Consider the following 25,879-nt stretch of genomic DNA (forward strand, 5'->3'; position numbering starts at 1 on the left):
GTTTTCCGTTCTCTAAGTGTGGTTTAAGGACGATTCTAGGGCATCGAGCAGCCTCTGCCGCAGGACGACTGACCGTTCAGCGAAGAGTCTTTGCTGGCGCACGTACTCGGCCTTACCCTCGGGGGTTTCAATGGCAACCGGCTCATAACCCCAGTCCTTTAGGTCGTAGGGGGCGGCTTTCATGTCGAGTTCGCGCACGTCCCAGGCCAGTTCGAAGCAGTCCATGACCAGGTGCGAGGGTATCAGGGGTAGGAGTTTGTAGGCCCACTTGTAGATATCCATGTTGGCGTGCAGGCAGGCTGGCTGCTCTAGGTTGCGCTGTTGCTCGCGCGTGGGCTGTAGCTCGTTCATGGGCACCGCCTGGGGCATGAAGAACCGGAAGGCATCGAAGTGGGAGCACCTAATTTTATGGCTCTCAACCACCCGGTCGGTGCCCTCTGCCCCCAGGCGCAGTTCTAGGTAGTCGTGGCGGATGTTATTCTCCACCGACTTATAGGCCATAGCCCACTCGTGCAGGCCAAAACAGCCAAAGAAACCGGGCTTGGCCGCGGTTTTGCCCAGGATAATCCGCGCAAAATCAATGGCTGAGGTGCGGGCCTCAGCAAACTTTTCGGTATCGACAAGGACGCTGGTGCCCGCCTGCGCCGCCGCGGCGGCTTCGGCAGGTGGCAGGCCTGCCTCTTCTAGCTCCTGCTGGGTAGCGGCCCGGTAGAACTTCCAGTCTGCCCGCTCGCCGGCGTCCTGCAGAATGACCCCCGCACCGGGGTGCCAGCGCATAAACTGCCCGGGTTTTAGGGTGTAGTAGGTGAAGAGGAAGTCCTCAACGGGGTGGGCCTGGCCGCGCTCGCGGCGGCGTGCGAAGGGTAGGGCGTAGCGGCCGGAGCGTTCTTCATGGGCGCGCGCGAGTGCGCGCCAATCGTCCGGGGCAAGGAGGGTGAGGGGCATGGGGTCTATTCTAACGGCCCTTCATCCCGCGCTAGAAAAACATCCCTTCCTTTCCCTGCCACCTCAGATAAGTCAAGGACGAAAGAGAAGGGAGAGCACGGAGCAAAAACAATATGCAACATCAAGTCTTCAGAAGAAGGGTTATTTATAAGGGGTAGGTATGCCAGACCCACAGTGACTGTGGGTCTGGCATACCTTATAGATAATAATCTTTAAGTTTCATGCTTCACAGAAAGGACTGTTGCTAAAGTTGTAGAAACTCCGGTGATTGTTACGAGAATAAGGATGATGTACTTGTTAAAGGCAGTCGGATCAATAAAATACCATACCCCATAGAACAAAAGTGGAAGAGCAGATAATAAAGATATCCAGCGTAGTATATTTTTCATTTTATATTTTCCTTGATGGGCTACTGGTAAGATTTTATCTACCGAGGTGTGCACCAGACGGCTGTGTTGTGAGCCCGATGAATATTAATTCCTCGCTGGTTCCAGTTGCAAATTAAAGATGCGGCCGAGACAACCGCGAAAGCTGCTGCAAATCCACCTGCCACTACTGCTCCTACACCAGTTACCGAGGTAATGAATACTGCTACGGTAGAAATTGCTGCACCGCCAGCGAGTAGTGCTGAGAGTCTGTATGAGTTTATGTTATTTAACCAGAGCGTCTGACCCCACCAGTGGAAGATAACGCCACCGCCAGCTGACTGAATTTCATTTCCAGTAGCCTTCGCATGCTGGGGGAGATTGGATAGCGCTTCGCGGCGTTCTTGATTGGATTTGGTGAGAATCTGCTGCAAAATCGCCTTATCTGCGGGGGAAAGATTTGAATCGCTCCTGATTGAGAAATCTCCCATCAGCCCAGTGGTAACATGTCGGTCGTAGCGGTTAATTTGTTCGTCTGAGATGTCGGTAAGGCGAGTGTCGGCCGTTGTTGCGATTGTGCTGGTGGATTCTACCGCATTAGCGCTTGTGAATCCCCCCCGGATAGTAGACCCGCGAGAATCAGCGTGGTTGCCAGGGTTTTCTGAGTGGTTGTAGCTTTCATAGCCTACTCCTTTAGTGCTTGACCAGCCGGTTGGCTGAATTTGGGGGTAAAGAAGATGTGATGTACAGCAATACTATATTGGTCTATATATTCCCAACAAGTCTTTGGGTGGAAAATATAGAAAATTTTTTATAAGCCCTTGAAATGGGCAAAAGCCGGGCCCCGGGCCAGCAGCGTGGTGCTGCCAGCCCGGGGCCCGAGCGTCCTCGCGGACAAGCCTAGTTCACGACCTAGCGGCCGGTACCACCGTAAACGGTAGCCTCACCCTCGGTATCAAGGTCAAAAGCTGAGTGCACAGCGCGCACAGCCTCATCAAGCTTCTCAATATCGGTGATAACCGAAATACGAATCTCAGAGGTAGAAATCATTTCGATATTCACACCGGCGGTGCTCAGCGCATCAAAGAACTTAAAGGACACGCCGGGGTTAGACTTCATACCCGCACCCACCAGCGACAGCTTACCGATGGACTCGTTGTACTGGACCTCTTCAAAGCCCAGCTCAGCCTTCTTAGCTTCAAGCGCAGCCAGAGCGGCAGCGCCCTGGTCCTGGGGCAGAGTGAAGGAGATATCGGTGACGTCGGGGCGGTCGGTTGAGACGTTCTGAACGATCATGTCGAGGTTCACGTTGGTCTCATTGAGAATACCGAACACCTTGGCCGCGGAACCGGGCACGTCGGGCACACCAATAACGGTGACCTTAGCCTGGCTACGGTCGTGGGCGACGCCCGAGACGAGGGGCTGTTCCAAGGGGATCTCCTTCAAATTAGTTTCCATACCCTCATTGTCGGGGATAACGAGAGTGCCTTCAAGCTCTGAGAACGAAGAGCGAACATGCAGCTTCAGGTTGAAACGGCGCGCGTACTCCACCGAACGCAGGTGCAGAATCTTGGCGCCGTTAGCAGCCATCTCAAGCATTTCTTCGCTCGTAACGGTATCGAGCTTGTGGGCGGACGGCACGATACGCGGGTCAGCGGTGAACACACCATCAACGTCTGAGTAAATCTCACAGACATCGGCATTCAGGGCAGCCGCCAGGGCGACCGCGGTGGTGTCTGAGCCGCCACGGCCCAGGGTGGTGATGTCACGGGTCTGACGGTTCATGCCCTGGAAGCCTGCGACAACGGCGACGTAGCCTTCATCAAGGGCAGAACGAATACGCTCGGGGTTGACCTCAACCAGGCGGGCAGATCCGTGCACGCCGTCGGTAATCATGCCGGCCTGGGAGCCGGTGAAGGACTGGGCGCGTCCGCCCATGTTGTTAATAGCCAGGGCCAGCACGGCCATGGAAATTCGCTCGCCGGCGCTCAGCAGCATATCGAGTTCACGCGAGGGGCCGGCGTTGGGGGTTACTTCAGCCGCAAGGTCGAGCAGTTCATCGGTGGTATCGCCCATTGCTGAGACCACCACGACGACCTCGTTGCCAGCCTTCTGCGTGTCCACAATACGGCGAGCTACACGCTTAATACCCTCGGCATCAGAAACCGAGGACCCACCGAACTTTTGGACAATCAGGCTCATTGAAACTTCTCCAGTACAAAGGTGTTGAAGGTGCCGGGCATTTTCCGGCCTAAAACTATCGTAGGGGTGGGCGTCGCACTTGAACGATTTTTGCTCAAATGACGGGAATATAACGTGTGTGACGCTAAATTACAGACCCGTGGGTTTAGGTCCAGGGGTTCACGTAGGTCTTACCCGGAATCGGCGGGATTTCGGGGGCAACCGTGCGTAGCGGGGTCTTCTTGAGCTCTTCCAGCTTGGCTTCGTAGGCATCGCGTAGCTCTTCTGACTGCACGCCCTTACCGGCTTCTTCAGCCTCAAAGGCGGCGGCCGCCGCGAGTTCAGCCTTCTCTTCGGCAGATAGCTCACCCGGAATGCCCGCCAGCTCCTGTTCCAACAGCTCTTCGTTCAGGTTCCCCTGCTGCCCCTCAGCCGGGGACGGTTCGCTGGGAGCTGTGGGGGTGGCGTCCGGACGCTTCCCCCCGCCATCCTGCCCTTCGGCAGGGGAGGGGGTGGCGGCGTCCTCGCTATCAAGATCATCGAACATGGAACCAGACCAGCGGGCCCGCGGGCCCTTAGCTGCCTGCTCCGCTGCGGCCTGCTGCTCCTTGGCCTCGGTTTCTGCCTCAAGGGCGGCCTCAAAATCTTCGGCGGGGTTTGCGGCCTCGGCGCGGGTGCCCTCGCTGATGATGCGGCGGCCCTCAAGGGCACGGCCCAGGGTGATCTCGTCGGCGTATTCCAGGTCGCCACCCACTGGCAGGCCCGACGCCAGGCGTGACACGCGAATACCGATGGGCACCAGCAGGCGCGAGAGGTAGGTGGCAGTAGCCTCACCCTCAAGGTTGGGGTCCATGGCGAGAATCAGCTCGGTGATGCGCTCGTCCGATAGGCGTGCCACCAGCTCGCGGATGCGCAGCTGCTCCGGCCCGATACCGGCCATAGGGTTAATGGACCCGCCCAGCACATGGTAGCGGCCGGTAAAAGAGCGGGTGCGCTCAACGGCCACCACGTCCTTGGACTCCTCCACCACGCACAGCACCGCCGGGTCGCGCTGCTCGTCGCGGCAGATAGCGCAGAGCTTGGTTTCAGAGACATTGCCGCAGATTTCGCAGAAGCTCACGGTCTTCTTCACGCGCGCGATAGCGTCGGTGAGCTTGGCCATCTCAGAGCTTTCCGCATTCAAAATGTAGAAGGCGATACGCTGGGCTGACTTAGGGCCCACACCGGGTAGGCGGCCCAGCTCGTCAATCAGGTTCTGGACGGCACTCTCGTACACAAAAACTCCTTGTTAGCCCTGGTGAAGGGGCTGTTCGTCAATTACTTTGCCGCCCAAAATCTTCTCAACGGCCCGCTGGCCAATCAGCACGGACGACTCAAGGGCGGCGTCGTCGTCGCTGGGGGTGAAGTCCTCGGGGGCTTCTGCCGGGGCGGAGGCCTGCGCCTGCTGGACGGCCCGCTGGCCGGCCGCAATCTGCGCCGCGTGGCGCTCTCGGAAGGAGAGCTTCTTACCGCCGGGCTGTTGGGCGGCGGCCTGCTCGGCGGCTGGCTGGGGGCTGGCCTGCTGGCTCTGCGGCGCGGGAATTTGCTGTGCGGACGCCTGGGCCTGCGCCGCCTGCGCCAGGGGAGCACCGGGGGCGCTGGGCGCGCCTGCTAGGGGTGCGCCAGCAGGGGGCGCTGCCTGCGGAGACTCAGCCTTAAGGTAGCCGACCCCGGCGACGTACTCGGGTTCGTCCTCGGGGGCATCGTCAAAGTAGCCGCCGTCGTAGTCACCGTACTCGTAGGCTACCGGGGCTTGGCTGGAGGCTGGAGCCTGGTTCGGGGCCTGAGCCGCTGCCTGTTCCTGGTGTTGAGCCTGGAGCTCGGCGCTACTCTCGCTCTTGGCCTCTTCTTGGAGGGCGGCGTTGTCGGCGTCCTTATGCCCCTGCTCGGCCAGACCCTCACTGGTGGGGACGGGCTCAAGGGAAACCGCGTGCGGGCTATCCTCGTGGGGCACCTGGGAGGCGGGGTCGGCGTCCTCTGACTCCTGGGCGGTGTCGCGTGCCAGGGCAATATTCTGCTGTTCCTGGGGACCGCGGGAGGGGTGCTGGGCCTTGGCAATTTCGACGGGGTCGGCCTCACCCTCAATCACGCGCAGACGCGGGGCTGATGGGGCCTGCTCCTCGGGGGTCTCGGCCGCATCGCCACTGGGGATAGCTGCTACCGACCAGGAGGTGACGGGGTTGTTCCAGTCATCGGGGCTCCACGAGGGAGGCTCCGGTGAGCGGGGCTGGCCGTGCGCTGCCCAGGCCTGGTCGCCACCGCGCGGGCCCTCAGCAACATCGGCAGCGGGCTGCCTACTCGCAGCCTGGGGCGCGGGGGCCAGGCTTCCGCCTGACGGGCCTGCCCCGCCGGGGCCGCCGGGACGTCCGCCGCCAGGGCGCCCACCACCGGGGTTATCGCCGCCGTCGCCGGGCTTCTTGATTTCACCGCGTAGCTGTACCTGCAGACCCAGCACCTGGAAGAGGGCCTGCTGAAGCTGGGGCAGGTACTCCTTGACGGCCTTAAGTACGGGCAGCTCGGCCCGCAGGAAGAGGGCTCCGTTTTCAAACTTGGACGGCTCACACAGGGCAAACTGGGCCCGGGCAAAGGGGGCGGGCACCTTGGCCACTACATCGGCCCAGGAGTTCGCTACCATGTCGACCGTGTTTTCACCGGGCACCGGACGCGCTGGGCTCTGAGGCGCGGACGCCTGCTGCCCGGCCTGGACGGGCTGGGCGCTCTGAGGAGATTGGGCAGACTGCTGGGGCCCACCGAGTGGCGGAACACCCCGGCCTGCTAGCGGGGCCCCGCTCAAGGGAGCGCCCGCTAAAGGAGCCCCAGCCAAAGGGGCACCGGACGTACCGGGCGTACCGGCTAGAGGCGCGCCACCCTGCTGGGCAGGAGCCTGAGTTTGCTGAACGGGCTGGCCCTGCTGGCTGGGCTGGTCTTGACGTTGGGGCTGAGCTTGCTGCTGAGACTGGGCCTGCTGCTGAGACTGGGCCCGCTGAGCAGGGGCTTGACCTTCGACGCCACCCTGCTGGGCTAGCTGCTGCCGGGCGCGCGCCAGGGGGCTGGCGGCGTCCGCACCGGTGCCAGAAGTGGAACCTGCCGGTGCAGAATGACCGCCCGCGGGCGCAGGGAACTGCCCCGACGCCAGCTTGCGTTCAAGCCGATCAAGGCGGGCAGCTAGGTTACCGACACCCTGCTCCCCAGCAGCCAGCAGAATGCGGGCGCAGAGTAGCTCCAGGTGAAGCTGGGGATTCATGGCCCCGCTCATCTCATTGAGAGCCTCGTTGGTGACGTCCGCAGCCCGCGACAGCTCCGCCGAACCCAGATGCTCAGCCTGAGCCCGCATACGATCAAGCTGATCAGCGGCCAGACCGCGCAGAATTGAACCCGCTGAATCGGGTACAGCTTTGACAATAATCAGGTCGCGGAAACGTTCGAGCAGGTCCTCGACAAAACGGCGGGGGTCCTGACCGGTCTGAACCACCCTGTCAACCGACGCAAAAACCTCGGCGGCAGAACCAGAAGCAAAAGCATCGACAACCTCGTCGAGCAACTCGCCGTGGGTAAAGCCCAGCAGGGCAACGGCCAGGTCGTAGGAGATGCCCTGCTCGTCCGAGGCACCCGCCATGAGCTGGTCAAGGATCGACAGCGAGTCACGCACCGAACCGCCACCGGCGCGGACAACCAGCGGCAGCACGCCATCGGCGACCTTAACACCCTCTTCGGCGCAGAGCTTAGCCAGGTAGTCCCCCAGAATCTGCGGGGGCACCAGGCGGAAGGGGTAGTGGTGAGTACGCGAACGAATAGTGCCGAGCACCTTATTAGGCTCGGTGGTCGCAAAAATAAACTTAATGTGCGCCGGGGGCTCTTCCACGATCTTGAGCAGGGCGTTGAAGCCCTCGCGGGTGACCATGTGCGCCTCGTCGATAATGAAAATCTTGTAGCGGTCGCGCACCGGCGCAAAAGTAGCGCGTTCACGCAGGTCACGGGCGTGGTCTACACCGCCGTGGCTGGCGGCGTCCATCTCAATTACATCGAGCGAACCGCCGCCGTCGCGGGAAAGCTCCTTACAGGACTCGCACACACCACAGGGAGTAGGCGTAGGGCCCTGGGCACAGTTGAGGCAGCGCGCCAAAATACGCGCCGAGGTGGTCTTGCCACATCCTCGCGGACCCGAGAACAGATAAGCGTGATTGACCCTGTTCTTCTCCAGGGCAGTCATGAGAGGTTCGGTGACATGCTCCTGCCCGATAACGTCGGCAAACGACTCAGGGCGATAACGGCGATACAGCGCAGTGCTCACAATAAACCTTCGGTTGAGTGCAGAAAAACTGAGCCCGGCCCAGGGAGAAAAGCAGAGAGAAAGAATCAGGCGCTCGCCGCCCCGGGTGTGCTGATTAACAGTGTAGTGGGGGTGGCTGACGTTTTAAGAACCGTGCGCGAAAGGCTTAAGCTGCTCCCGGCGTCCGCCCCGCTGTGTGTCAGTAGGGACCAGATTCCTCCCGAAATCCCTAACGCCCACACATACTATTGTGATTTTTCTGGTCCCTAGTGGGGAGGCTGGCAGATTTGGGCAAAATAAAGACCCCCTACGCACCCGTCAGAGCCCAGATACCCTTGCTGCCTTCCGGCCCTGGGGGAGTTTTCCAAGATGACGCCACGTAAGGGGCTCCAACAACTGTACCCTAAGCCGCCGCGAAAAACAAAGGGCGGTAGAGAGAGCTTCTTAAGTAAGGACGGGGGTGCTCCCAGGTGCGATGAGGGGAGGACGGGTGCGCCCGCCGCAGCTATGAATTTGCGCGGACGCCCGGGCATGGGGTATGCTCGTATCTGTTCGCTTTCGTGAAGCTATGCATATAGCTAAGCAACAGCCTGGAGGATTCGCCTAGCGGCCTATGGCGCACGCCTGGAACGCGTGTTGGGTTCACGCCCTCGGGGGTTCAAATCCCCCATCCTCCGCTGAAGCCGGTTTCATCGCCCACTTGATGAAACCGGCTTTTTCTTTACCCCGAAACGTGTTCTTGTGCTGGTCTTGTTTCACGGATATGGACATTTCCTGGGTTGAGGCTTTCTTGTACTTGTCTAGCCGCTTTACTAGGCTGCGGTGCTTTGCAAAATCTGTTTCACTGCCAGATGGCGATGCTTCAATGCGACTTAAAGTGACCTGTTACCTGGAACTATACTCCTTCAACCTGAGCGTTTCTTGAAGCGAATGCTAATGCACAGTATAAGAATACATGACAAGATATGAGGTCTTCGGGCTCACTTAGTTTTCAGGAATTGGGTACCCTTTAAAACGAAGGTAGCTGGTAGAAGGGGAAACATGAAAGAGCTCAAGATAGATGACCCGAATACTTGGTCACAAGAACTTATATCTTTCGTAAAAGAAATAAACAAAAAAGTTATCTATGTAAATAGCTATCATGAAGTTTCTTGGGTGGGAGGGGTTTTATCTGATTCTGAATTTTCTAATCTCTATGAGATTCTAAATAATGCCGGTTCGATTCGAGCATTTCATTACACAAGGCTTCTTCCACATGAGATAGAAGATGTTAAAGTACGAGGGCTTCATATATTTTCTAAGAAACTATTCTCGAAGAAAATATATGATGCGGTAAAGTATGGATTTATTGAACCCTATCAGGCTTTACCTCTTATAGAAGGATGTTTGCCTTGTTCCACACCTTCCCAAAATAATTCTCGTAGTGCAATTTGCTATACAACTGAATATTTCTATAACGAGTCAGATCCTGATATTGAGCACCTTGTAAAATATTGGGGCGGTGAAGGAATCCATTTTTCTAACTATGGATTATCGCGACGAAATGATTTACTATGCCATTTGGGAGAGCCTATAGTGGTTGAATGTTTAGTGCCTGTTGTATGGGGTAGAGACTATGTCTCTGGAAATATAGAAAACCAGCTGGTTCTCGGCTACCGTGGATGTAGTAAAATTCCTGGAATTGAAATTCATCAGAAAGATATTCTGCTTCCAGGGAATATTGTTCAAATTTGTAAATTTGATGAGTTTAAAGATGAGGAGTGAATCGCTAATGGGCGGTGGAAATCGTGAGGGGGTAAATCTTCGTGAATTGATTATTCTGGAAAGATTTATTAAGAATAATTGTGCTCCCTTGAATGACGAAGAGGATGACTATAAAACTCAAGAATATATTATCTCATTGGTGGATAAAGGGTATCTGCAGCAGTCTTCCGCAGCCTCTGGGGCAGAGTATCAAGTTACAGATTATGGCAAGCAAGAGTATGAAAATTTTGTAGAGAAATCTAAAGATTTAGTTAGTCTGGCATCGGATGCACTGTTTGATTCGGTAGAGGTAGTTAATAATTATAGGCGATCTGCTGCTATTGTTTATTCAAATCTAATTAAAAATCTCCAACCCCAGATTGCTGAAATCGGTAAAATTGCCAATCAGTATGGAGGTCTGAGTCAGAAATATGCTCAGCAAATTTCTGATTCATTGGCGCCTGTGAGTGATATTGTTGCGCGGTCTATGCAAAATGTGGGATTTGATGCTGATGTTTATAAATCCTTAATGCAAAATATCAGATCGTCTGCTATAGATGTTTCTAAATCTCTAAGAACTCAACTTAGGGGCTGGGAAGAGGCTATTTCTGATATAGAATTTGACGATATTATAACTCTGATTGCTACTGAAGGAATCCCCCTCATAGGAGCATGTCCTCCCAAAATTAGCTCTCAGATTGTTAAGGCTTCTTCGCAACATGAAAGAGAGAGAATAATTATTCAATCTGATGTCCAAATCCTTGAGTTTTGCTCCCAACTGGCTCATCTCTCAGGTGGGGAAGACGGAAAATTCCTTTCTAAAGCAATCGAGATGTATCAAAAAGGTGAATATATACCATCTCAAGCTGTCGCAGCTATAGCGTTAGACCCATTATTTCATCGTCATGCTGAATTATTAGTTAAAAATGATTCAGAAATGTTTAGAGGCCTAAAAGCTGCAAAAAGATATATTTCTGTAAGTGAGGATAGGTGGAATTCTGCTAAAGACCCTTATCCGCAGAAGGTCCAGGAACGCTTCGAAGACAGGTCTCTTACGACTGCTTTAATTCTTGCATTATTTATGAGTACTCATAAATTTTATGATTTTGGTGAGTCTTCTGTTCCTTCAGTTTTTAATCGACATGCTACCGTGCATTCTGGGAATATCAAACATTTTACCCAAATTAATGCTTTGAAAGGTATTATGTCGGTAAGCTGTGCTTTATGGGGATTTCATAAGTATTATGCTTCTTATATCGAAGAGAGCATGAGCTAGATAAAATCTAGCGGTAATGGAACTCAAGATACTTCCCTCTTAACGTTGGTCCTATCGCTTTTGAGATGCATACAATGTTACTTAAACGCATATATATCAGGAAGAACCAGAATGTCTGCCAACGCCTACAACGATCGCACTACTACGATTTCAAAGCTCCAAAACTTCTCAACCTACTGGTCGAGCCAAATTCAAGAATGGAAGAGTCAGAGTCATACGAACGTTGAGAAGCAACATGCTCAGCAGCTTTGGTCTGACTTCTTGAGGTGCTTTGGCATCATTCCTGAGCGTATCGCGCTCTTTGAGCAACGCGCAGACAGAGCATCTACTGGCCAAGGCGGCTACATTGACTTCTTTATGTCTGGCATGGTCATCGGCGAAGCTAAGTCTTTGGGCAAGAACCTTGAGAAGGCTCAGGAACAGGTAGAAGACTACCTCAGCTCTATCCCTCAGCATGAGTACCCTAAATACAGCATCGTTACGAACTTTGAGAGCTTTAGCTTGAAAAGACTCGATAATAGTGAGCCGACAATTGAATTTAGTATTGACCAGATTGCTGACCACTATGACCAGTTCCGCTTCATCATCGGGGAAGAGAACATCTCCTACCAGGAACAGCAAGAAGCTTCTATCCAAGCCGCCAAACTCATGGCGAATCTCTACACTTCTATCCTGGGCGACGAAGCTGATGCGCCGGTAGCTGAAGAAGCACCGGAGAACGCAGAGGAAGAAGACGAGAAAACTCAGCAGACCTCTATCTTGATGACGCGCCTACTTTTTCTGCTCTATGGCGATGATGCTGGCCTATGGTCTGAAGACCTTTTCCAGCGTTGGGTTGAGCAAGAAACCACTCCGGCATCTTTAGGTGCTCAACTGAATCAGCTCTTTGACGTTCTGAATACACCAGAACATAAGCGTTCGCCCCGTATCTCTGACCTATTAGCTCAGTTCCCTTACGTGAACGGCGGTATTTTCTCCGACACTCTCCGTGCTGAATTCTTCACTGTGGAAACGCGCGATGCGCTCTTAGAAGCGTGCCGTTTCCGTTGGACTCGCATCTCTGTGGCCGTCTTCGGTGCAATGTTTCAGCTGGTTAAGTCGAAAGAAGCACGACGAGCTGCCGGTGAGCATTACACTTCAGAAAAGAATATTCTGAAAACCCTAAATCCCCTATTCCTGGAAGCTTTCAGGAATGAAGCTGACAGGCTCATTAAGAACAAGTCCACTCGCCCAGCGGACTTTGATAAGTTCCTCGAGGATTTGGCTTCGCATGTCTTTTGTGACCCAGCTTGTGGCGGCGGAAACTTTCTTAACCTCGCATACGCGAAGCTACGTGAAATTGAAACAGATGTAATCCTTGAACGCCGTCGCCGGGGTGGAGAGTTCACTGGTTCGTTGGACATTTCTTTGGACCAAAAACTTTCCATCAGCCAGTTTTACGGTTTCGAGATTTCGTGGTGGGCTTCCAAAATCGCTGAGACCGCAATGTTCTTGGTGGATCATCAGGCTAACCGTCGCCTGGCTCAAGCTATCGGTGAAGCGCCGAAGCGACTGCCCATCAAGATTGCAGCTCATATTGTTCACGGCAACGCCCTAACTCTGGACTGGGCAGAAGCAATTCCGGAGCCCAAGGGGCAGACGTTTATCTTCGGTAACCCGCCTTTTATCGGGGCACGTCTCATGAGTAAGGAGCAGAAAGAAGAGCTCAAGAATGCTTGGAAGAATGTTAAGGGCGTCAGCAATCTTGATTATGTGACCGGTTGGCATATCAAGGCTCTTGACCTGCTGGCGGATAGAGATGGCTCGTTTGCTTTTGTTACTACTAACTCAATAGTCCAGGGGCAGAGCGTTCCACTACTTTTTGGAACAATTTTCAAACGTGGTTGGAGAATTGGGTTTGCGCACCGTACGTTTGCCTGGGACTCTGAAGCTCCAGGCATGGCGGCTGTTCATTGTGTCATCGTCGGTTTTACCCGAGACAATGCAAAGAAGCCATTGTTATGGGATTACCCAACTCCAAACGCACCTGCGCAAGAAATAGGTGTTTCTAGAATCAACCCCTATTTGGTGGACAGCGCAAATGTGCTTATCGATTCCCGAAAGACTCCGCTTTCTCAAGAGCTTCCACCCGCGACTTTCGGTAGCATGGCGAACGACGGCGGAAATCTGATTGTTGAAACTGATCAGTATGACCAGGTTTCTCAAGACCCGATTGCGATGAAATATCTGCGGCCCTTTCGTGGCTCGAAGGAACTTCTGCATAGCCTAGATCGTTGGTGTCTCTGGCTTGAAGGGGTAACGTCCAGCGATTTGAGCAAATCTTCTGTTCTTAAAGAACGTGTTGCAGGTGTGAAAACCTATCGGGAAAATAGTTCCCGTCCGGCAACTCAGAAGCTGGCAGAATATCCCGCTCTGTTTGGTGAGCGTCGGCAACCAGCTAGAGATTACGTGTGTCTTCCGAAAGTTGTAAGTGAAAATAGACCTTACTTCACGGCAGATTTACTTTCTCACGAGATAATCGCCAGCGACCTTGTGTTTACAGTTGAAGACCCAACTGGTTTCGCTTTTGCTTTGGCATCATCCTCGATGTTTATTACCTGGCAGAAGGCAGTAGGTGGACGTCTGAAGTCTGACTTGCGTTTCAGCTCTACCCTTGTATGGAATAACTTCCCAGTTCCTGCATTGGACGATGCCACACGTCAGAGAATTTCAGAAGCTGGGAAAAAGATTCTTGAAGCGCGAATGCAAGAACCTAACCTGACGTTAGCAGAGCAGTATGCACCATTGACGATGAGACCAGAATTGCGCAAGGCTCATGATGCACTCGATCGCATAGTGGATAAAGCCTTTGGCGCGCCGCGCAAGCTCACAACGGAAGGGCAACGATTAGAGATTCTATTTGATAATTATCAGAAGCTGACACAAAGGGGTGGACAATGACGCGAGGTAGCGATTTTATCTACCGTCGAAATCTCCTAAAACGATACGGATGGACTGAAACAACTATTAAGCGGTTTCTCCCTGAGCCGGACCGAAAAAAGAAATCAAAGACTACCGGTAACTACTCATACCTTTACAGAATGAGTAGGGTCCTAGAGATTGAATCAAAGGAAGAGTTTCAAGCTTGGGCCTTACAGTATCAGGGGCCTGTCTCGGAATATCAGAGACCTACAAAACTTTCTAAAGAGGAGAAAAAGTCTCAGAAGTTAAAGGCTGAAAAGCAGCTTGAGGACGAGATATTGAAACTAGCATCAGCAGTTGATGTTTCCCTTCCTTATCTTGAGGAAGAAAATTTTTATTCAGACCTTGTACAACGGTATAACGACCATTTGAACTATCTATATGCGATAGGGGTCCGAGTAGATCGCGAAGATCTAGATTTGGAAACTGATAGCTTGAGAAAGATTAGTGGCTGCTTGGTCAAATTCTTGCGGGAAGACATTGCTGTATACTCTGAGCCTTTTTCTTCTATCCAGAAAAAAATTGGTAGAAAGAAATCCTTGGATGTGGTTGAAGAAAAGGCTCTGTCCGCAATCGGAAACTCCTATCCGTGGCTCAAGCCGACTGTAGAACGCCAACTTAGAGCAATTCAGAATTCTAAGGTAAAAAGATAGTTTTTATTGAGATAAATAACTTGGCGAGATTCTCTCGTGAGAGATTCTGGGCTTGTTCAAAAAAGAGGTGGAGCAGGCTCACAGCGAAGCTGTTGGCGCGGGGCTGGCGTGAATCGCGTAACGAGCGCAGCGAGTCGCGCGAGAGGGTCGACAGCGAGCGTGAGCCTGCGGAACCGCTTTTGAATAAGCCCCACTAGGCGAAAGCAAGTTTTAGGTTTAGCCCTTACGGGACAGCTTGGTCCAGTTGTACCAGCCATAGATAGAGTTGGCGATAAAGCCCAGGTACATGGCCATGATGGCCATGTTGCCGCCGCCCTCCACGGTTGACCACAGGTAGATCTGCACGGCGTTCAGTACCAGCCAGCCGACCCACTGCTCGCGGAAGCGGTAGACCATCAGCACCTGCGAAATCAGGGCGATGACGGTGGTGAAGGCGTCAACGTAGGGCTGGTTGGAGCCCCAGCCGTTTAGTAGCACCCCGTAGCCCCACGATGCTGCGGCCAGTAGTGCCAGTACGCCCGCGATAGCGGGCAGGGTCAGGCGGCGGGTCTGCACATCTAGCGGGGTGCCCTCGGCGGCACGTGCCAGGGCGGACGCACGGCCCTGCTCACGGGCGTCCGCGCCCCTAGTTCCGGTGCTGCTGGTCACGGCGCGGCTACCGGCCAGCTGGCCTGCCCCGTCAAAGGAGGCCCCGCCCAACTCTGGCCGGGTCTTGGCTGCTCGCATGTTCTTGCGCCACATGTAGAGGCCCCAGAACTGGGTGAGTACGTAGAAAGCGGCGATGGAGATTTCGCCGATGAAGTAGGCCTGGTAGGCCAGAATCAGGTAGGGCACGTTCTGCACGATGCCGAAGAAGTAGTTCGATAGGCGCCCCTTGCCCACCAGAATCACGCAGACCATGCCCGCAAAGGCCGTGATGAAGCTCAGCCAGCCCTCAAAGGCCACGGTGCTGACCACTACCTGCAGCAGAATCAGGGTCGGGAAGAATACCTTCTCAAAGGGGGTGTAGCCGGTGAAGAGGTCGGTGTAGGTGGCCTTGGCAAGGCGGGCCAGGGGGTTGGCCGGTACCTGGCCAGTGAGGGGTGCGCTCATGATAATTCTTTCGGTGACAGGGGGTAGGAAGTTAGGGGAGTAGACGTTCGATAGCGGCCTTGGCCTGCTCGTAGCGCTCAGCGTAGCCCGCGCCGTCCAGCAGGACCAGGCGGTCGAGCAGACCGGCTGCTTCAACCTCGGCCAGCATGATGCGGGAAATCTCGCCGAGATAGTCATCGGAGTTGTTGGTCTGGGACCGGAAACCGTCGAGGGTGTAGCCGGAGGCCCCCACCGGCGGGATAAAGAGAATTAAATCCCAGCGAGCCTTGGCAATCAGGGAATCAGCCAGGGGCAGCAGCTTGGCGTAGTCGCTCTCGCTCAGTTCGCTGGCGGGGTCAGCGGCGCTCATGGCAGCGTAGGCCTTGGTGACCATGGCGTCGGTGTCCATAAGGGTAAGACCCCGGTTGCCGGGGTTGTCGATGGTCTCCCTGTTGAGGTTGAACTGGCCGGTGAGCACGTTCTGGTAGTCCAGCAGGTCATAGTCCTCATCGCGGATATTGGCCTCGACCTGGTAGACCCGCGCGTACTCGTAGGAGTAGGGGGCATTGTAGAGTTTGCCGAGGTCCTCTACCAGGGTGGTTTTTCCGCCTGAGGCAGCCCCCATGACCAGGACGTTGCGGGTAAAGAAACGGCGGAAGGGCGGGGCGATGAGGTCCCAGTGGGTCAGCGGGTTGGCCCGGATTTCCGGTTCGGACGCCGGTAGCTGGCAGGGTGCCAGGCGCGCGGCCTGCTGCCCGTCGGCATCCTGATGCCCTGCCTGGAAACGGGAGATGTGCTCATCATCGAGTAGGTAGAGGCGGCGCTCAGCGCCCGCCGCAACGTGGGTAGCCCAGAAACCGTCCAGGGCGTCAGCCCAGGCCTCGGGTGTGCTGAGGTCGGTTTCATCGAGGGAGTCGACAATGACGAGGGGATCGTTCTTAAAGTGCTCAGACACATAGCGGTAGCGCTTGGTGTGCTTCATGCCTGCCTGCTCACCGGCGTCCTGCTGGGAACCTGCGACAATTACCAGGGTGCCACCGGGGTTCTCTTTCTTGGCACGCAGAATCTGGTCGATATGGCCGCGGTGCAGGGGAGCGAAGCTGCCCACCACGAGCCCCACGTGGGAGCCGGTGAGCTGTTTTTTGTAAAGCATGGTGTCCTTGGGCTGGGGCGGGCCGGTGGCCCGCGCATAGCCACGATTAAACACCCGAAGCACCACCAAAGCAAATAAGGTCAATATGACTCTAAGTAATAGAGTGTCACGAATATGACCGACAGCACTTTAGGCTGCTGGCGCGGGGCTTCTCGCTGAGACTCTGTCGGGCGATAGCCGCTTCTCGGCGTACAATAGAGCGCATGATTTTCAAAGGAGTCGGCGATACCCGCCCCTACCCAGACCACGGGCTTACCCAGCGCACCTGGGGCTCCATCGCCCCCTCCCAAGTCCGGCTAGACCGCCTCATCACCACCCAGAAAAACCTCAACCTCGAAACCCTCCTGGCCGAAGACTCCACCTTCTACGGCGACCTCTTCCCTCATGTCGTCCGCTACCGGGGCGAACTCTACCTTGAAGACGGCGTCCACCGCGCCCTGCGTACCGCCCTACAGCGCCGCGCCGTCATGTACGCCCGCGTGCTCGACCTAGATGCCCTGGCCCCCTCGCTGCTGGCCCAGGGCTAGGGGTGCCAGCTACAGCTAGGAAGCAGCTACCAGGTGCACCTCGGGGGTGCCGTCCAGGCGTACGGGGCGCCCGCTCTCGTCGAAGCGCGCACCCAGACCCAGCTGAATAAAGCGAATCGTGTTTTCAATATGGCGCTCGCGGGCTGCCCTATCGCTGGCCTCATCGGTGCGATCGGCGCTGGATGATAAGGAGCCGTGAACCAGCTGAGCCAGCTCACGAATATCATTCTCGGGCAGGTAGCCGCGCTCAATCGCCGCGGAAAGAATGCCTGCCAGAACCATCTGCAGCTCGCGCACGTGATCGCCCAGCTTGGCGAAAGCCTCGGGTGAAAGAACCGACCGCATGGCAGGGCCGGGGGGCATATGGCGGCGGGAAAGGTCCTCAATCTGCAGGCGCACGTAGACAGCCAGCTGGTCGATGGGGTTCTCTACCCCGGCCAGGGCCTCGCGCAGCTCGGTGAGGAAACGTTCGGTCTCGTCGAGGGCGTAGGCAATGAGAAGTTCGCCCATGTCGGCAAAGTAGTTGTACACCGCGGTGCGGCCGATACCGGCGGTTTTGGCCACGTGGGTCATGGTGAGGCCGGGTAGGCCTCGCTCGTAGAGCAGGCGACCGAAAGAATCGAGGATGGCGCGTTTGGTGTTCTCGCGTTGGGCGGCGTTGGTGGCGGCGGTAATTCGAGGCATAATGACACCTTACCGCTATCTGTCACTAAAACCTATTTTTCACGACAGAACCCAGCAAACTGTCAGCAAAACCTGCCGCTGGTCCACCGGTGCGGACGCCGCTGCGCCCCACCCCACACCCGGCACGTCGTGCGGGGCCGCCTAAAAATCGGTAAGCTAGTGGGCGCCCAGGTGGCAGGTGGGCACTCTTCAAACCGATACTCAACCCAGGGGATAACTGTGTCTACACCTCCCACCAGCTCACCGGCGTCCGCCCACAAGCAGGGCGCTGATACCGGCTTTGCCCGCCCCACCCGCACCTACTACGACCTGCTTCTGGCAGCCACCTGCGTGGTCTTTATTCTCTCTAACATCGGGGCTACTAAGGGCGTCACCTTCGGGCCAATCATCACCGACGGCGGTTTCTTCCTCTTCCCCCTGGCCTACGTGCTGGGCGATGTAATCAGCGAAATTTACGGCTTTAAACTGGCCCGCCGCGCCATTATTACCAGCTTCGTTGCCGCTGCTGCTGCCGCCGCTAGCTTCTGGGTACTCATTGCCCTGCCCGCAGCCGATTTCTACGAGGGGCAGGCCGCCCTTGAAACTGTCCTTGGACCCGTACCCCAGATTCTGGCAGGCTCCCTGCTGGGCTTCCTGGCGGGCCAGCTACTGAACTCCTGGGTGCTGGTGAGGCTCAAGGCAGTAACCGGCGGCCGCCACCTCTGGGGCCGACTCATGGGCTCAACCCTGGTGGGTGAACTGGCTGACACCGTCATCTTCTGCTCCATCGCTGCCCCCATTATTGGAATTACAAGTTTCGGCGACTTCCTCAACTACGTCATCGTGGGTTACGTGTACAAGTGCGCCGTAGAGCTGCTCCTGCTGCCCATCACCTACCCTGTCATCGGCTGGTTCAAGCGCAAGGAACCCACCTACAGCCCTGCCCGATAGGGTAAGCGCCCACCAGACTCGCGCGGCGTCCACTCGCGGCCTAAGCACTGCGAGAGTCTCGTGGGCATTCAGGTGGGGGCGGACGCTCGCCGCCACTGGCGTCCGCCTGTCGCGCACCTCCTGCCAAATGCCCTGCACCTGCCGCTAAGAGGGTGATGTGTCTCTCACTGCATAATGGTGAGCACTGAAGACCGGTTTTCCCTCAGAAAACCTGTGTAAACTTTCGGTTCATTGCATACACCACACTCTCTTGAAAGGGAGGGCACCCGTGGCATCAACCACCACCGGCCAGCAGGAGGGCGGCAACCTCAGCCGCGCCCTCTCCCACGGCCAGCTCACCATGATTGCCCTCGGCCTCGCCGTGGGTACCGGCCTCTTCCTGGGCTCCGGCGCAGCTATCTCCATCGCAGGCCCGGCCGTCATCGTCTCCTACGCCATCGGCTCACTGATTGCCGCTATTATCGGTGCCTGCGCCGGTGAAATGGCCGTGCGCTACCCCGTGCGTGGCGGCTTCGGCACCATCGCCGGTAAGTTCCTCAGCCCCTACGCGGGCTACCTCACCCGCTGGGCCTACTGGATGACCACCGTAACCCTGGCCGGTGCCGAGGTCGTAGCCGTTGGCGCCTACATGGCCTACTGGTACCCCAATGTCCCCCTCTGGGTCTGGGTGCTCATCGCGGGCGGTGCGATTTTCGTGCTCAACCTGACCAGCGTCAAATCATTCGGTGTGGTGGAATTCTTCCTGTCCTCGATCAAGGTGAGCGCGGTCGTCCTCTTCATCATCTTCGGCCTGGCCCTGGTCTTCTTCGGCCTGCCCGGCCAGGACGCCACCGGCGTCTCCAACCTCACCGCCCACGGCGGCTTCATGCCCAATGGTCTCTCCTCTATCTGGATTGCCCTGGCCGTGGTCATGTTCTCCTTCGGCGGTATCGAGCTCATCTCCATCTCCGCAGCAGAAGCTAAGGACCCGGTGCGCTCCGTGCGCTCCTCAGCGAAGGCTATGATGTGGCGCCTGGCTACCTTCTACGTGCTCTCCCTCTTCATCGTGGTCGCCATCATCCCCTGGACCAGCGCCGCGGCCCTGGGCAAGGACATCGAAGGTTCCCCCTTCGTTATGGTCTTCACCGAACTGGGTATTCCCTATATCGGCGGTATCACCAACTTCATCCTCATGACCGCAGCCCTGTCCGGCGCCAACGCCGCCCTCTACGCGGCAACCCGCCTGCTGCACGCCCTGGGGCACGAGGGTATGGCCCCCAAGGTTCTCGCCCGCACCAGCTCATCAGGTATTCCCAACCTGGCACTGACCGTCTCATCCCTGGGTGCCGTGGTCGCCATGATCATGGCTATCTCGGGCGTGGGCGGAATCTTCGGCTACATGATGGCCCTGGTCACCGTCAGCGTGCTGGTGGTCTGGTCCATGATTCTGCTGTCCTACATGGCCTACAAGAAGGTCGAAGGCGACGCCTCCCCCTTCCGCGTCTTCGGCGGCTCAGCCACCGCAGCGGTTGGTCTGATTGGCGTCATCGCCACCTTCATCGCCATGTTCTTCGCCGGTGGCTCCATGCTCCCCTCCATCTTCGTGGGGCTGGGCTTCTTCGGTCTGATTACCATCATCTACTTCGCCGGTGTCAACAAGAACATCAGCACCTCAGATGACGCCTTCGACGAGGTCCGCGCCGTCACCACCCAGGTGCCCGTCGTCGACGGCACCAAACAGCGCTAAAATCAGTAGCAGGTCTACACAAGGACGCCGGTAGCCCGCCCCCAGCCTCACGGCAGGGGAGCCGCGCACCGGCGTCCGCGCATTAACACCGCTACCGCACACCACGTATTCTCACAGTAAGGCTTACCGTGGCACACACACCTTCGCAGGGGCGGGCTCAGGCGACCACCCTCAAACGCTCACTCACGCACGGGCAGATGACCATGATTGTGCTGGGCTCGGCCCTGGGTACCGGCCTCTTTTTGGGCTCATCTGGCGCGATTGCGCTGGCGGGCCCGGCCGTCATTCTTTCCTACGCTATCGGTTCGCTGGTAGCTGCCATCATCGCCGCCTCCACGGGCGAAATGGCCGTGCGCTACCCCGTGCGCGGTGGTTTTGGCTCCATCGCCGGGCGCTACCTGGGGCCCTACGCGGGCTACCTAACTCGCTGGGCCTACTGGACCGTTACCGCTATCATCACCGGTATCGAGCTGGTCGCCGTGGGCACCTACCTGCAGTACTGGTGGCCTAACCTGCCCCTGTGGACCGGTATCGCATTGTTCGGTGCCGTGATTATTCTGCTGAATATTCGCTCGGTGAAGTACTTTGGCACCATGGAGTTCTTCCTGTCCTCCATCAAGGTCATCGCCCTGCTGCTTTTCGTGGTGGTGGGCCTGGCCCTGGTCTTTGTGGGCTTCCCCGGCCACGAGGCCACCGGCACTGGCAACCTGACCAACGACGGCGGCTTCATGCCCACCGGCTTCCACGGGGTCTGGCTCTCGCTCGCGGTGGTCATGTTCTCCTTCGGCGGTATCGAGATGCTCTCCATTTCCGCGGCCGAAGCGAAGGACCCGGTGCGCTCAGTACGCGCCTCGACCAAGGCGAATATGTGGCGCCTGGCTACCATTTATGTGGTCGCCCTCTTCATCGTGGTATCGATTATTCCCTGGCAGTCAGCCGCCCAGCTGGACGGCTCCGTTGAAGCCTCACCCTTTGTGCTGGTCTTCTCGGAAGTCGGTGTTCCGGCCATCGCCTCTATCACCAACTTCATTATTCTGGTTGCCGCCCTGTCCGCCGCCAACGCCAACCTCTACGCGGGTACCCGCCTGCTGCACTCTCTGGCGAGCGAGAAGATGGCACCTGCGCCCCTTGCCCGCGTCAGCGGTGGCGGTATTCCCGTGCTGGCCATGTGGGCTTCAACCTCGGGCGTGGTGCTGGCGATTCTGCTGGCCCTATTCCTGCCCGGCCAGGCCTTTGGTCTGATGATGACCCTGACCATGGTCTGCGCCCTCACCGTATGGGTTCTGATTCTGCTGGCCTACATCGCCTTCAAGGGGGTTGAGGGTAATTCTTCGGCCTTCCGCATGTGGGGCGGGCGGGTTACCGCTGGCCTGGGTATCTTCCTGCTGCTGGCTATCTGGGCGGCTCTCTTCGCCCGCACCGGCAACGCTGCCCCGGCCACCATGGGCATCGCCTACTTCCTGATTCTGACCATGATCTACTTCGGCGTGGTCAAGCGCGTACACACCGGGCACGAGGACGCCTTCGCCGAGGCGGACGCCGCCGTGGCAGCCCACAGCGGTGACAGGGGCTAGGTATGGGTGCAGTCTATGAGGTCGAGGTTCCCCTGCGCTGGGGCGACATGGACGCCTACGGCCACGTCAACAACGTGACCATGATGCAGGTGCTCGAAGAAGCCCGCGTGGCCCTCTTTGGGCCGCCGCCCTCGTCCGGTGAACCTGCCCCGCTGGTAGGGGAGGGCTCTGCCGGGGAAGTGGGGCGGGCGTCCGCTCACCTGCCCCTCTTTGAGAGTTTGCCTGCCGGCACCCAGGCCCTGGTTGCTGAAAACCACGTCAAGTACCGCAGCCCCCTGGCCTACCGCGGGGTGCCGGTGCGGGTGCAGATGCAGGTCAGTAAGGTTACGGCCGCCTCGCTGGTGGTTGCCTACGAGCTGTATGACCCGGTGACCGGCGTCCACTGCGTTTCAGCCAGCACCACCCTGGCCTTCTTTAACGTTGAGACCGGCTCCCTGGTGCGCCTGAGCGCCGAACAGCGGGAGCAGCTGGCAGCCTAGATTGTAGATGCCCTTTAAAAAGTGCACGTGCCCTCCACTTTTGGCAGGGCACGTGCACTTTTTATATGGCGCTTGAGTCTTTAGGCTGCGAGGACGCGGTTGAGCTTGTTGAAAGAGGACTTCCAGCCAGCTACCGACATTTCGTGCATAGCCGGGTCGAGCGGACCCTGGGTGATGGTGACGCGGGTGGTAGACTCGTCAATCTTCTCGAAAGCGGTGCGGTTGAGGAAATAAGAACCAGCCTCCATGCCATGGGCTTCAGCCAGTTCCTCACCAATAGCCTCGTAGCCTTCAATCAGCTCACCGGGCACCAGCTTGTGGAAGGTGCCGTTGACGGGGGAAGTGAATTCGGGGTTCTCCTCGCTGACCATGACGAACTTCTGGGTACCACCCTCACGCACGTCAATGTCGACGGTATCGAGGGGCACGGTGAAGCCCTCGGGACCGAACCACTGGGGCATCAGTTCTGCTGAAGTGAAAGCCTCGTAGAGGGCCTCGGGGGTGGCCTCAAAGTCGTGGGTAAAGGTCAGGACCTCTTCAGGGGCAATGGTGCCAAAATCAAAGTTCATGGATTCTCCTTGTTGGGTAGATACCGCTTAAAAAGTGCATATGCCCTGTGAAAAGTGACAGGCATGTGCACTTTTGCGGGGGTGTAGAGGACGAGAGCGAGGGCGCTTAGCGTGCGAGCAGTTTGGCCAGCTTGCCGAAGGAGCCCTGCCAGGAAGCTAGAGTCTGCTCGTGCACACCGGCGGGTAGGGGGCCCTGGGTGAGCTTAAGGATGGTGCCCTCGCCGACGCCGTCCTCGGTCACCGCGGTGCCCGCCTCGAACTCAAGGCGCAGGCCAATCAGGGTGTCTGAGGGCTGGCCGGACGGGGTGGGCAGGGCCTCCCGGTATTCGATGGTGTGGGGCTCGGCTAGAGTCACAAAGCGCATGTACATGGGGGCCTGGAACTTAGCCTGATCCTTGTGGCGCATGACGAACTGCTTGCGTCCACCAATCACCGGTTCCAGGGTCAGGGTGTTGGGAATAATCTTCCAATCGGCAGGGCCAAACCACTTGATAAAGAGAGTGGGGTTGGTAAAGGCCTCAAAGACCTGCTGAGGGGTCGCCGCGAACTCGTGGCGGTAGGTGATGGTTTCCTCGGGCTTGAGGTCGTCAATCTTAAAGTCGTTCATGCTCTACTTCTCATCGCTGGTGGGCTTGGTGGTGTCGGCCTGGTCGGTTTTAGGCTGCGCGGACGCGTCCGCCCCGGCGTCCTGACCCTGGGCCGCCTTCTCGGCTGCCCGGCGGGCCTCGGCCTCAGCCTTTGCCTTCATGTTGGCCTCCCAGCGGGCCTGGGCGGCAGCTGCCCGCTCGGCGTCCTTGGCGGCCTTACGCGCGGCGGCTTCTTCCTGGGCCTTTTGCTGGGCAACCTTCTTGGCGTAGTACTTACCCAAGAACTCGTCGCGGTAGTCGAAATATTCCCCGGAGTCGATCGCCGCGCGGGCGTCGTCCACCATCTTCACAATAAAGCGCTCGTTGTGAATCGAGGCCAGGGTCGCTGAGAGGCGCTCGTCGGCCTTGAAGAGGTGGTGCAGGTAGGCGCGGGTGTAGTGGGTGCAGGTGTAGCAGTCGCAGCCCTCGAAGATGGGGGAGAAGTCGGTGCGGTAGCGGGCGTTGGTCAGGTTGAAGCGGCCATCGGGGGTGTAAACGGCCGCGTTGCGGGCCACGCGGGTGGGGGAGACACAGTCGAAGGTGTCGACGCCGTTTTCAATGCCGGTGAAGATGTCATCGGGCTCCGAAATGCCCAGCAGGTGGCGGGGCTTGTTCTCGGGTAGTTCCTCGTTGCACCAGCGCACGATAGTGCCCAGGTTTTCCTTTTCGAGCGCCCCGCCCAGGCCAAAGCCGTCAAAGGGCATGGAGCCGAGGTCGCGGCAGGCTTTGCGGCGCAGGTCCTCATACTGGGCCCCCTGAATCACACCAAAAAGGGCCTGATAGGGCTTGCCCACCCGCTCAGCGGTCAGACGCTGGTGCTCAGCAATACAGCGCAGGGCCCACAGCCGGGTGCGCTCCAGCGCCTCTTCCTGGTAGGCACGGGAGTTATAAAGAGTGGTCAGCTCATCGAAGGCAAACATGATGTCAGCACCAATCTGGTGCTGCACCTGCATAGATACCTCGGGGGTGAAACGGTGAATATCGCCGTTGATGTGGGACTTAAAGTTGACCCCGTCGTCGTCCACATGGGCCATGCGTTCCTTGCCAGCCGCCACGTCGTCGTCGCCGATGGGGCGGCCGTCCGCGCCGGTAGCCCCGGCCACGGTGCCCATGTCGATGACCTTCTTGAAGCCGGAACCCAGGCTCATCACCTGGAAGCCCCCGGAGTCGGTGAAGGTGGGGCCGTCCCAGTTCATGAACTTACCCAGGCCGCCTGCGGCGTCGAGGACGTCCGGCCCCGGCTGCAGGTAGAGGTGGTAGGCGTTGGCCAGCAGGGCCTGGGCGCCCAAATCTTTCATAGCCTCGGGCAGCACGGCCTTGACGGTTGCCTTGGTACCCACCGGGGTGAAGGCGGGGGTGGCGATATCGCCGTGCGGGGTGTGAATGACGCCGGTACGCCCCTGGAAGGCGCCGCCGTTGGCGTCCACCTGCTTGCCGGTGGGCTGGGCAGTATCGGTCAGGCGGTTGCCCAGTTCAAAAGAAAAAGTGGGATCAGAAAATTCGGTATTGAGCACGGGAACAAGTCTACCGGGTGAGTGCGGAAGGACGCTGTGGCCCCGCTCCTTGAGGGTAAACGAAAGCTTCATAGGTATGCAGGAAGCACATACCTATGAAGCTTTCGGCGACATTCGGTGCGAGTGTGGGGTGCGAGCTTAGTCGTCGGAGACGGTGACGGTCACGGGGATGTTGCCGCGGGTGGCGTTGGAGTAGGGGCAGACCTGGTGGGCTGCGTCGGCCAGTGCCTGGGCCTCGTCCTGGGGTAGCTCGGGGATGACAACCTCAAGCTCAACAGCCAGGCCAAAGCCCTCGCCCTGCTTGCCGATGGAGACCTTAGCGCCAACGGAGGAGCCTTCAACGTTCTTCTTCTGCATGCGGGCAACCATCTGCAGGGCGGAGTGGAAGCAGGCTGCGTAGCCGGAGGCAAAGAGCTGCTCGGGGTTCAGGCCCTTGCCGGAGCCGCCCATCTCAACGGGAATGGCGAGATCGGCGTCAAAAGCGCCATCAACGGTGCGGACGTGGCCGTTGCGGCCTTCGCCGGTTGCTAGAGCTTCGGTGGTGTAGAGGGGTTCCATGGGGTTTCCTTTCATGAGGTTTTAATTAGATTGTA

20 protein-coding genes, 1 tRNA gene, 1 other RNA gene and 1 pseudogene are annotated in these 25,879 nt (G+C 57.5%); 10 read left to right on the forward strand and 13 right to left on the reverse strand.

Annotated elements, in window-relative coordinates:
- Positions 1–12: 12 nt before the first annotated feature.
- From L6963_RS03725 to ffs, 6 genes are all read right to left on the reverse strand, one after another.
- The gene (locus tag L6963_RS03725) at positions 13–945 is read right to left on the reverse strand and encodes a 3-methyladenine DNA glycosylase (protein ID WP_237207039.1); all 933 of its coding nucleotides are present in this window, start codon (positions 943–945) and stop codon (positions 13–15) included.
- A 427-nt stretch (positions 946–1,372) separates the two neighbouring features.
- On the reverse strand, positions 1,373–1,801 hold the full coding sequence (locus tag L6963_RS03730) for a hypothetical protein (protein WP_237205840.1): 429 nt from the start codon (positions 1,799–1,801) through the stop codon (positions 1,373–1,375).
- A 421-nt stretch (positions 1,802–2,222) separates the two neighbouring features.
- Positions 2,223–3,512, reverse strand: a complete 1,290-nt coding sequence (locus tag L6963_RS03735) for an aspartate kinase (RefSeq protein WP_237207040.1) — start codon at positions 3,510–3,512, stop codon at positions 2,223–2,225.
- A gap of 145 nt (positions 3,513–3,657) precedes the next feature.
- On the reverse strand, positions 3,658–4,767 hold the full coding sequence (recR, locus tag L6963_RS03740) for a recombination mediator RecR (protein WP_237207041.1): 1,110 nt from the start codon (positions 4,765–4,767) through the stop codon (positions 3,658–3,660).
- A 12-nt stretch (positions 4,768–4,779) separates the two neighbouring features.
- Positions 4,780–7,821 (reverse strand): DNA polymerase III subunit gamma and tau, encoded by a 3,042-nt coding sequence (locus L6963_RS03745; protein ID WP_237207042.1) that lies wholly within the window; start codon positions 7,819–7,821, stop codon positions 4,780–4,782.
- A 274-nt stretch (positions 7,822–8,095) separates the two neighbouring features.
- Positions 8,096–8,192: signal recognition particle sRNA small type (ffs, locus tag L6963_RS03750), an RNA gene on the reverse strand.
- Positions 8,193–8,392: 200 nt separating this feature from the next.
- Between ffs and L6963_RS03755 the strand changes: the two genes are divergently transcribed.
- The 5 genes from L6963_RS03755 (at position 8,393) to L6963_RS03775 (ending at position 14,433) form a co-directional block, all read left to right on the forward strand.
- Positions 8,393–8,477: transfer RNA gene (locus L6963_RS03755), tRNA-Ser, on the forward strand.
- Between the two features lie 364 nt (positions 8,478–8,841).
- A complete protein-coding gene (locus L6963_RS03760) occupies positions 8,842–9,564 on the forward strand; it encodes a hypothetical protein (RefSeq protein ID WP_237207043.1) in 723 nt (240 codons plus the stop codon).
- 7 nt (positions 9,565–9,571) lie between these two features.
- Complete coding sequence (locus tag L6963_RS03765; protein WP_237207044.1) at positions 9,572–10,819, forward strand: hypothetical protein; 1,248 nt, start codon at positions 9,572–9,574, stop codon at positions 10,817–10,819.
- A gap of 111 nt (positions 10,820–10,930) precedes the next feature.
- A complete protein-coding gene (locus L6963_RS03770; protein ID WP_237207045.1) occupies positions 10,931–13,759 on the forward strand; it encodes a DNA methyltransferase in 2,829 nt (942 codons plus the stop codon).
- Positions 13,756–14,433 carry a hypothetical protein gene (locus L6963_RS03775; RefSeq protein ID WP_237207046.1) on the forward strand — a complete coding sequence of 226 codons (678 nt, stop codon included), beginning with the start codon at positions 13,756–13,758 and terminating at the stop codon, positions 14,431–14,433. Before L6963_RS03770 ends, L6963_RS03775 begins: the two co-directional genes overlap by 4 nt.
- Positions 14,434–14,649: 216 nt before the next feature.
- On the opposite strand, the gene pnuC is transcribed toward L6963_RS03775, so the two are convergent.
- A complete protein-coding gene (gene pnuC / locus L6963_RS03780) occupies positions 14,650–15,525 on the reverse strand; it encodes a nicotinamide riboside transporter PnuC (RefSeq protein ID WP_237207047.1) in 876 nt (291 codons plus the stop codon).
- Between the two features lie 31 nt (positions 15,526–15,556).
- Positions 15,557–16,657 (reverse strand): AAA family ATPase, encoded by a 1,101-nt coding sequence (locus L6963_RS03785; protein ID WP_237207048.1) that lies wholly within the window; start codon positions 16,655–16,657, stop codon positions 15,557–15,559.
- A 203-nt stretch (positions 16,658–16,860) separates the two neighbouring features.
- On the opposite strand from L6963_RS03785, the gene L6963_RS03790 reads away from it, so the two are divergent.
- Positions 16,861–17,184, forward strand: a complete 324-nt coding sequence (locus tag L6963_RS03790) for a type II toxin-antitoxin system VapB family antitoxin (RefSeq protein WP_237207049.1) — start codon at positions 16,861–16,863, stop codon at positions 17,182–17,184.
- A 15-nt stretch (positions 17,185–17,199) separates the two neighbouring features.
- Here L6963_RS03790 and L6963_RS03795 read toward each other — a convergent pair whose 3' ends face one another.
- Entirely contained in the window at positions 17,200–17,868 is a 669-nt protein-coding gene (locus tag L6963_RS03795; RefSeq protein ID WP_237186947.1) for a TetR/AcrR family transcriptional regulator, read from the reverse strand.
- A gap of 219 nt (positions 17,869–18,087) precedes the next feature.
- Between L6963_RS03795 and L6963_RS03800 the strand changes: the two genes are divergently transcribed.
- The 4 genes from L6963_RS03800 (at position 18,088) to L6963_RS03815 (ending at position 22,577) form a co-directional block, all read left to right on the forward strand.
- Positions 18,088–18,798 (forward strand): queuosine precursor transporter, encoded by a 711-nt coding sequence (locus tag L6963_RS03800; protein WP_237198744.1) that lies wholly within the window; start codon positions 18,088–18,090, stop codon positions 18,796–18,798.
- 268 nt (positions 18,799–19,066) lie between these two features.
- Complete coding sequence (locus L6963_RS03805) at positions 19,067–20,524, forward strand: amino acid permease (RefSeq protein WP_237207050.1); 1,458 nt, start codon at positions 19,067–19,069, stop codon at positions 20,522–20,524.
- A 128-nt stretch (positions 20,525–20,652) separates the two neighbouring features.
- Positions 20,653–22,098 carry an amino acid permease gene (locus L6963_RS03810; RefSeq protein ID WP_237207051.1) on the forward strand — a complete coding sequence of 482 codons (1,446 nt, stop codon included), beginning with the start codon at positions 20,653–20,655 and terminating at the stop codon, positions 22,096–22,098.
- Between the two features lie 2 nt (positions 22,099–22,100).
- Complete coding sequence (locus tag L6963_RS03815) at positions 22,101–22,577, forward strand: acyl-CoA thioesterase (RefSeq protein ID WP_237197579.1); 477 nt, start codon at positions 22,101–22,103, stop codon at positions 22,575–22,577.
- 80 nt (positions 22,578–22,657) lie between these two features.
- On the opposite strand, the gene L6963_RS03820 is transcribed toward L6963_RS03815, so the two are convergent.
- The 4 genes and pseudogenes from L6963_RS03820 to L6963_RS03835 form a co-directional block, all read right to left on the reverse strand.
- Complete coding sequence (locus L6963_RS03820; protein ID WP_237207052.1) at positions 22,658–23,146, reverse strand: SRPBCC family protein; 489 nt, start codon at positions 23,144–23,146, stop codon at positions 22,658–22,660.
- 106 nt (positions 23,147–23,252) lie between these two features.
- Positions 23,253–23,753 (reverse strand): SRPBCC family protein, encoded by a 501-nt coding sequence (locus L6963_RS03825; protein ID WP_237198749.1) that lies wholly within the window; start codon positions 23,751–23,753, stop codon positions 23,253–23,255.
- 237 nt (positions 23,754–23,990) lie between these two features.
- Positions 23,991–25,358 (reverse strand): annotated as a pseudogene (gene tgt, locus L6963_RS03830) (tRNA guanosine(34) transglycosylase Tgt); the annotation flags it as partial.
- 66 nt (positions 25,359–25,424) lie between these two features.
- Positions 25,425–25,844: an organic hydroperoxide resistance protein gene (locus L6963_RS03835; protein WP_237188530.1), complete on the reverse strand. Its 420-nt coding sequence runs from the start codon at positions 25,842–25,844 to the stop codon at positions 25,425–25,427.
- Positions 25,845–25,879 lie beyond the last annotated feature (35 nt).

This window comes from Rothia nasimurium, from assembly GCF_928392795.1.
GTDB lineage: Bacteria > Actinomycetota > Actinomycetes > Actinomycetales > Micrococcaceae > Rothia > Rothia nasimurium_F.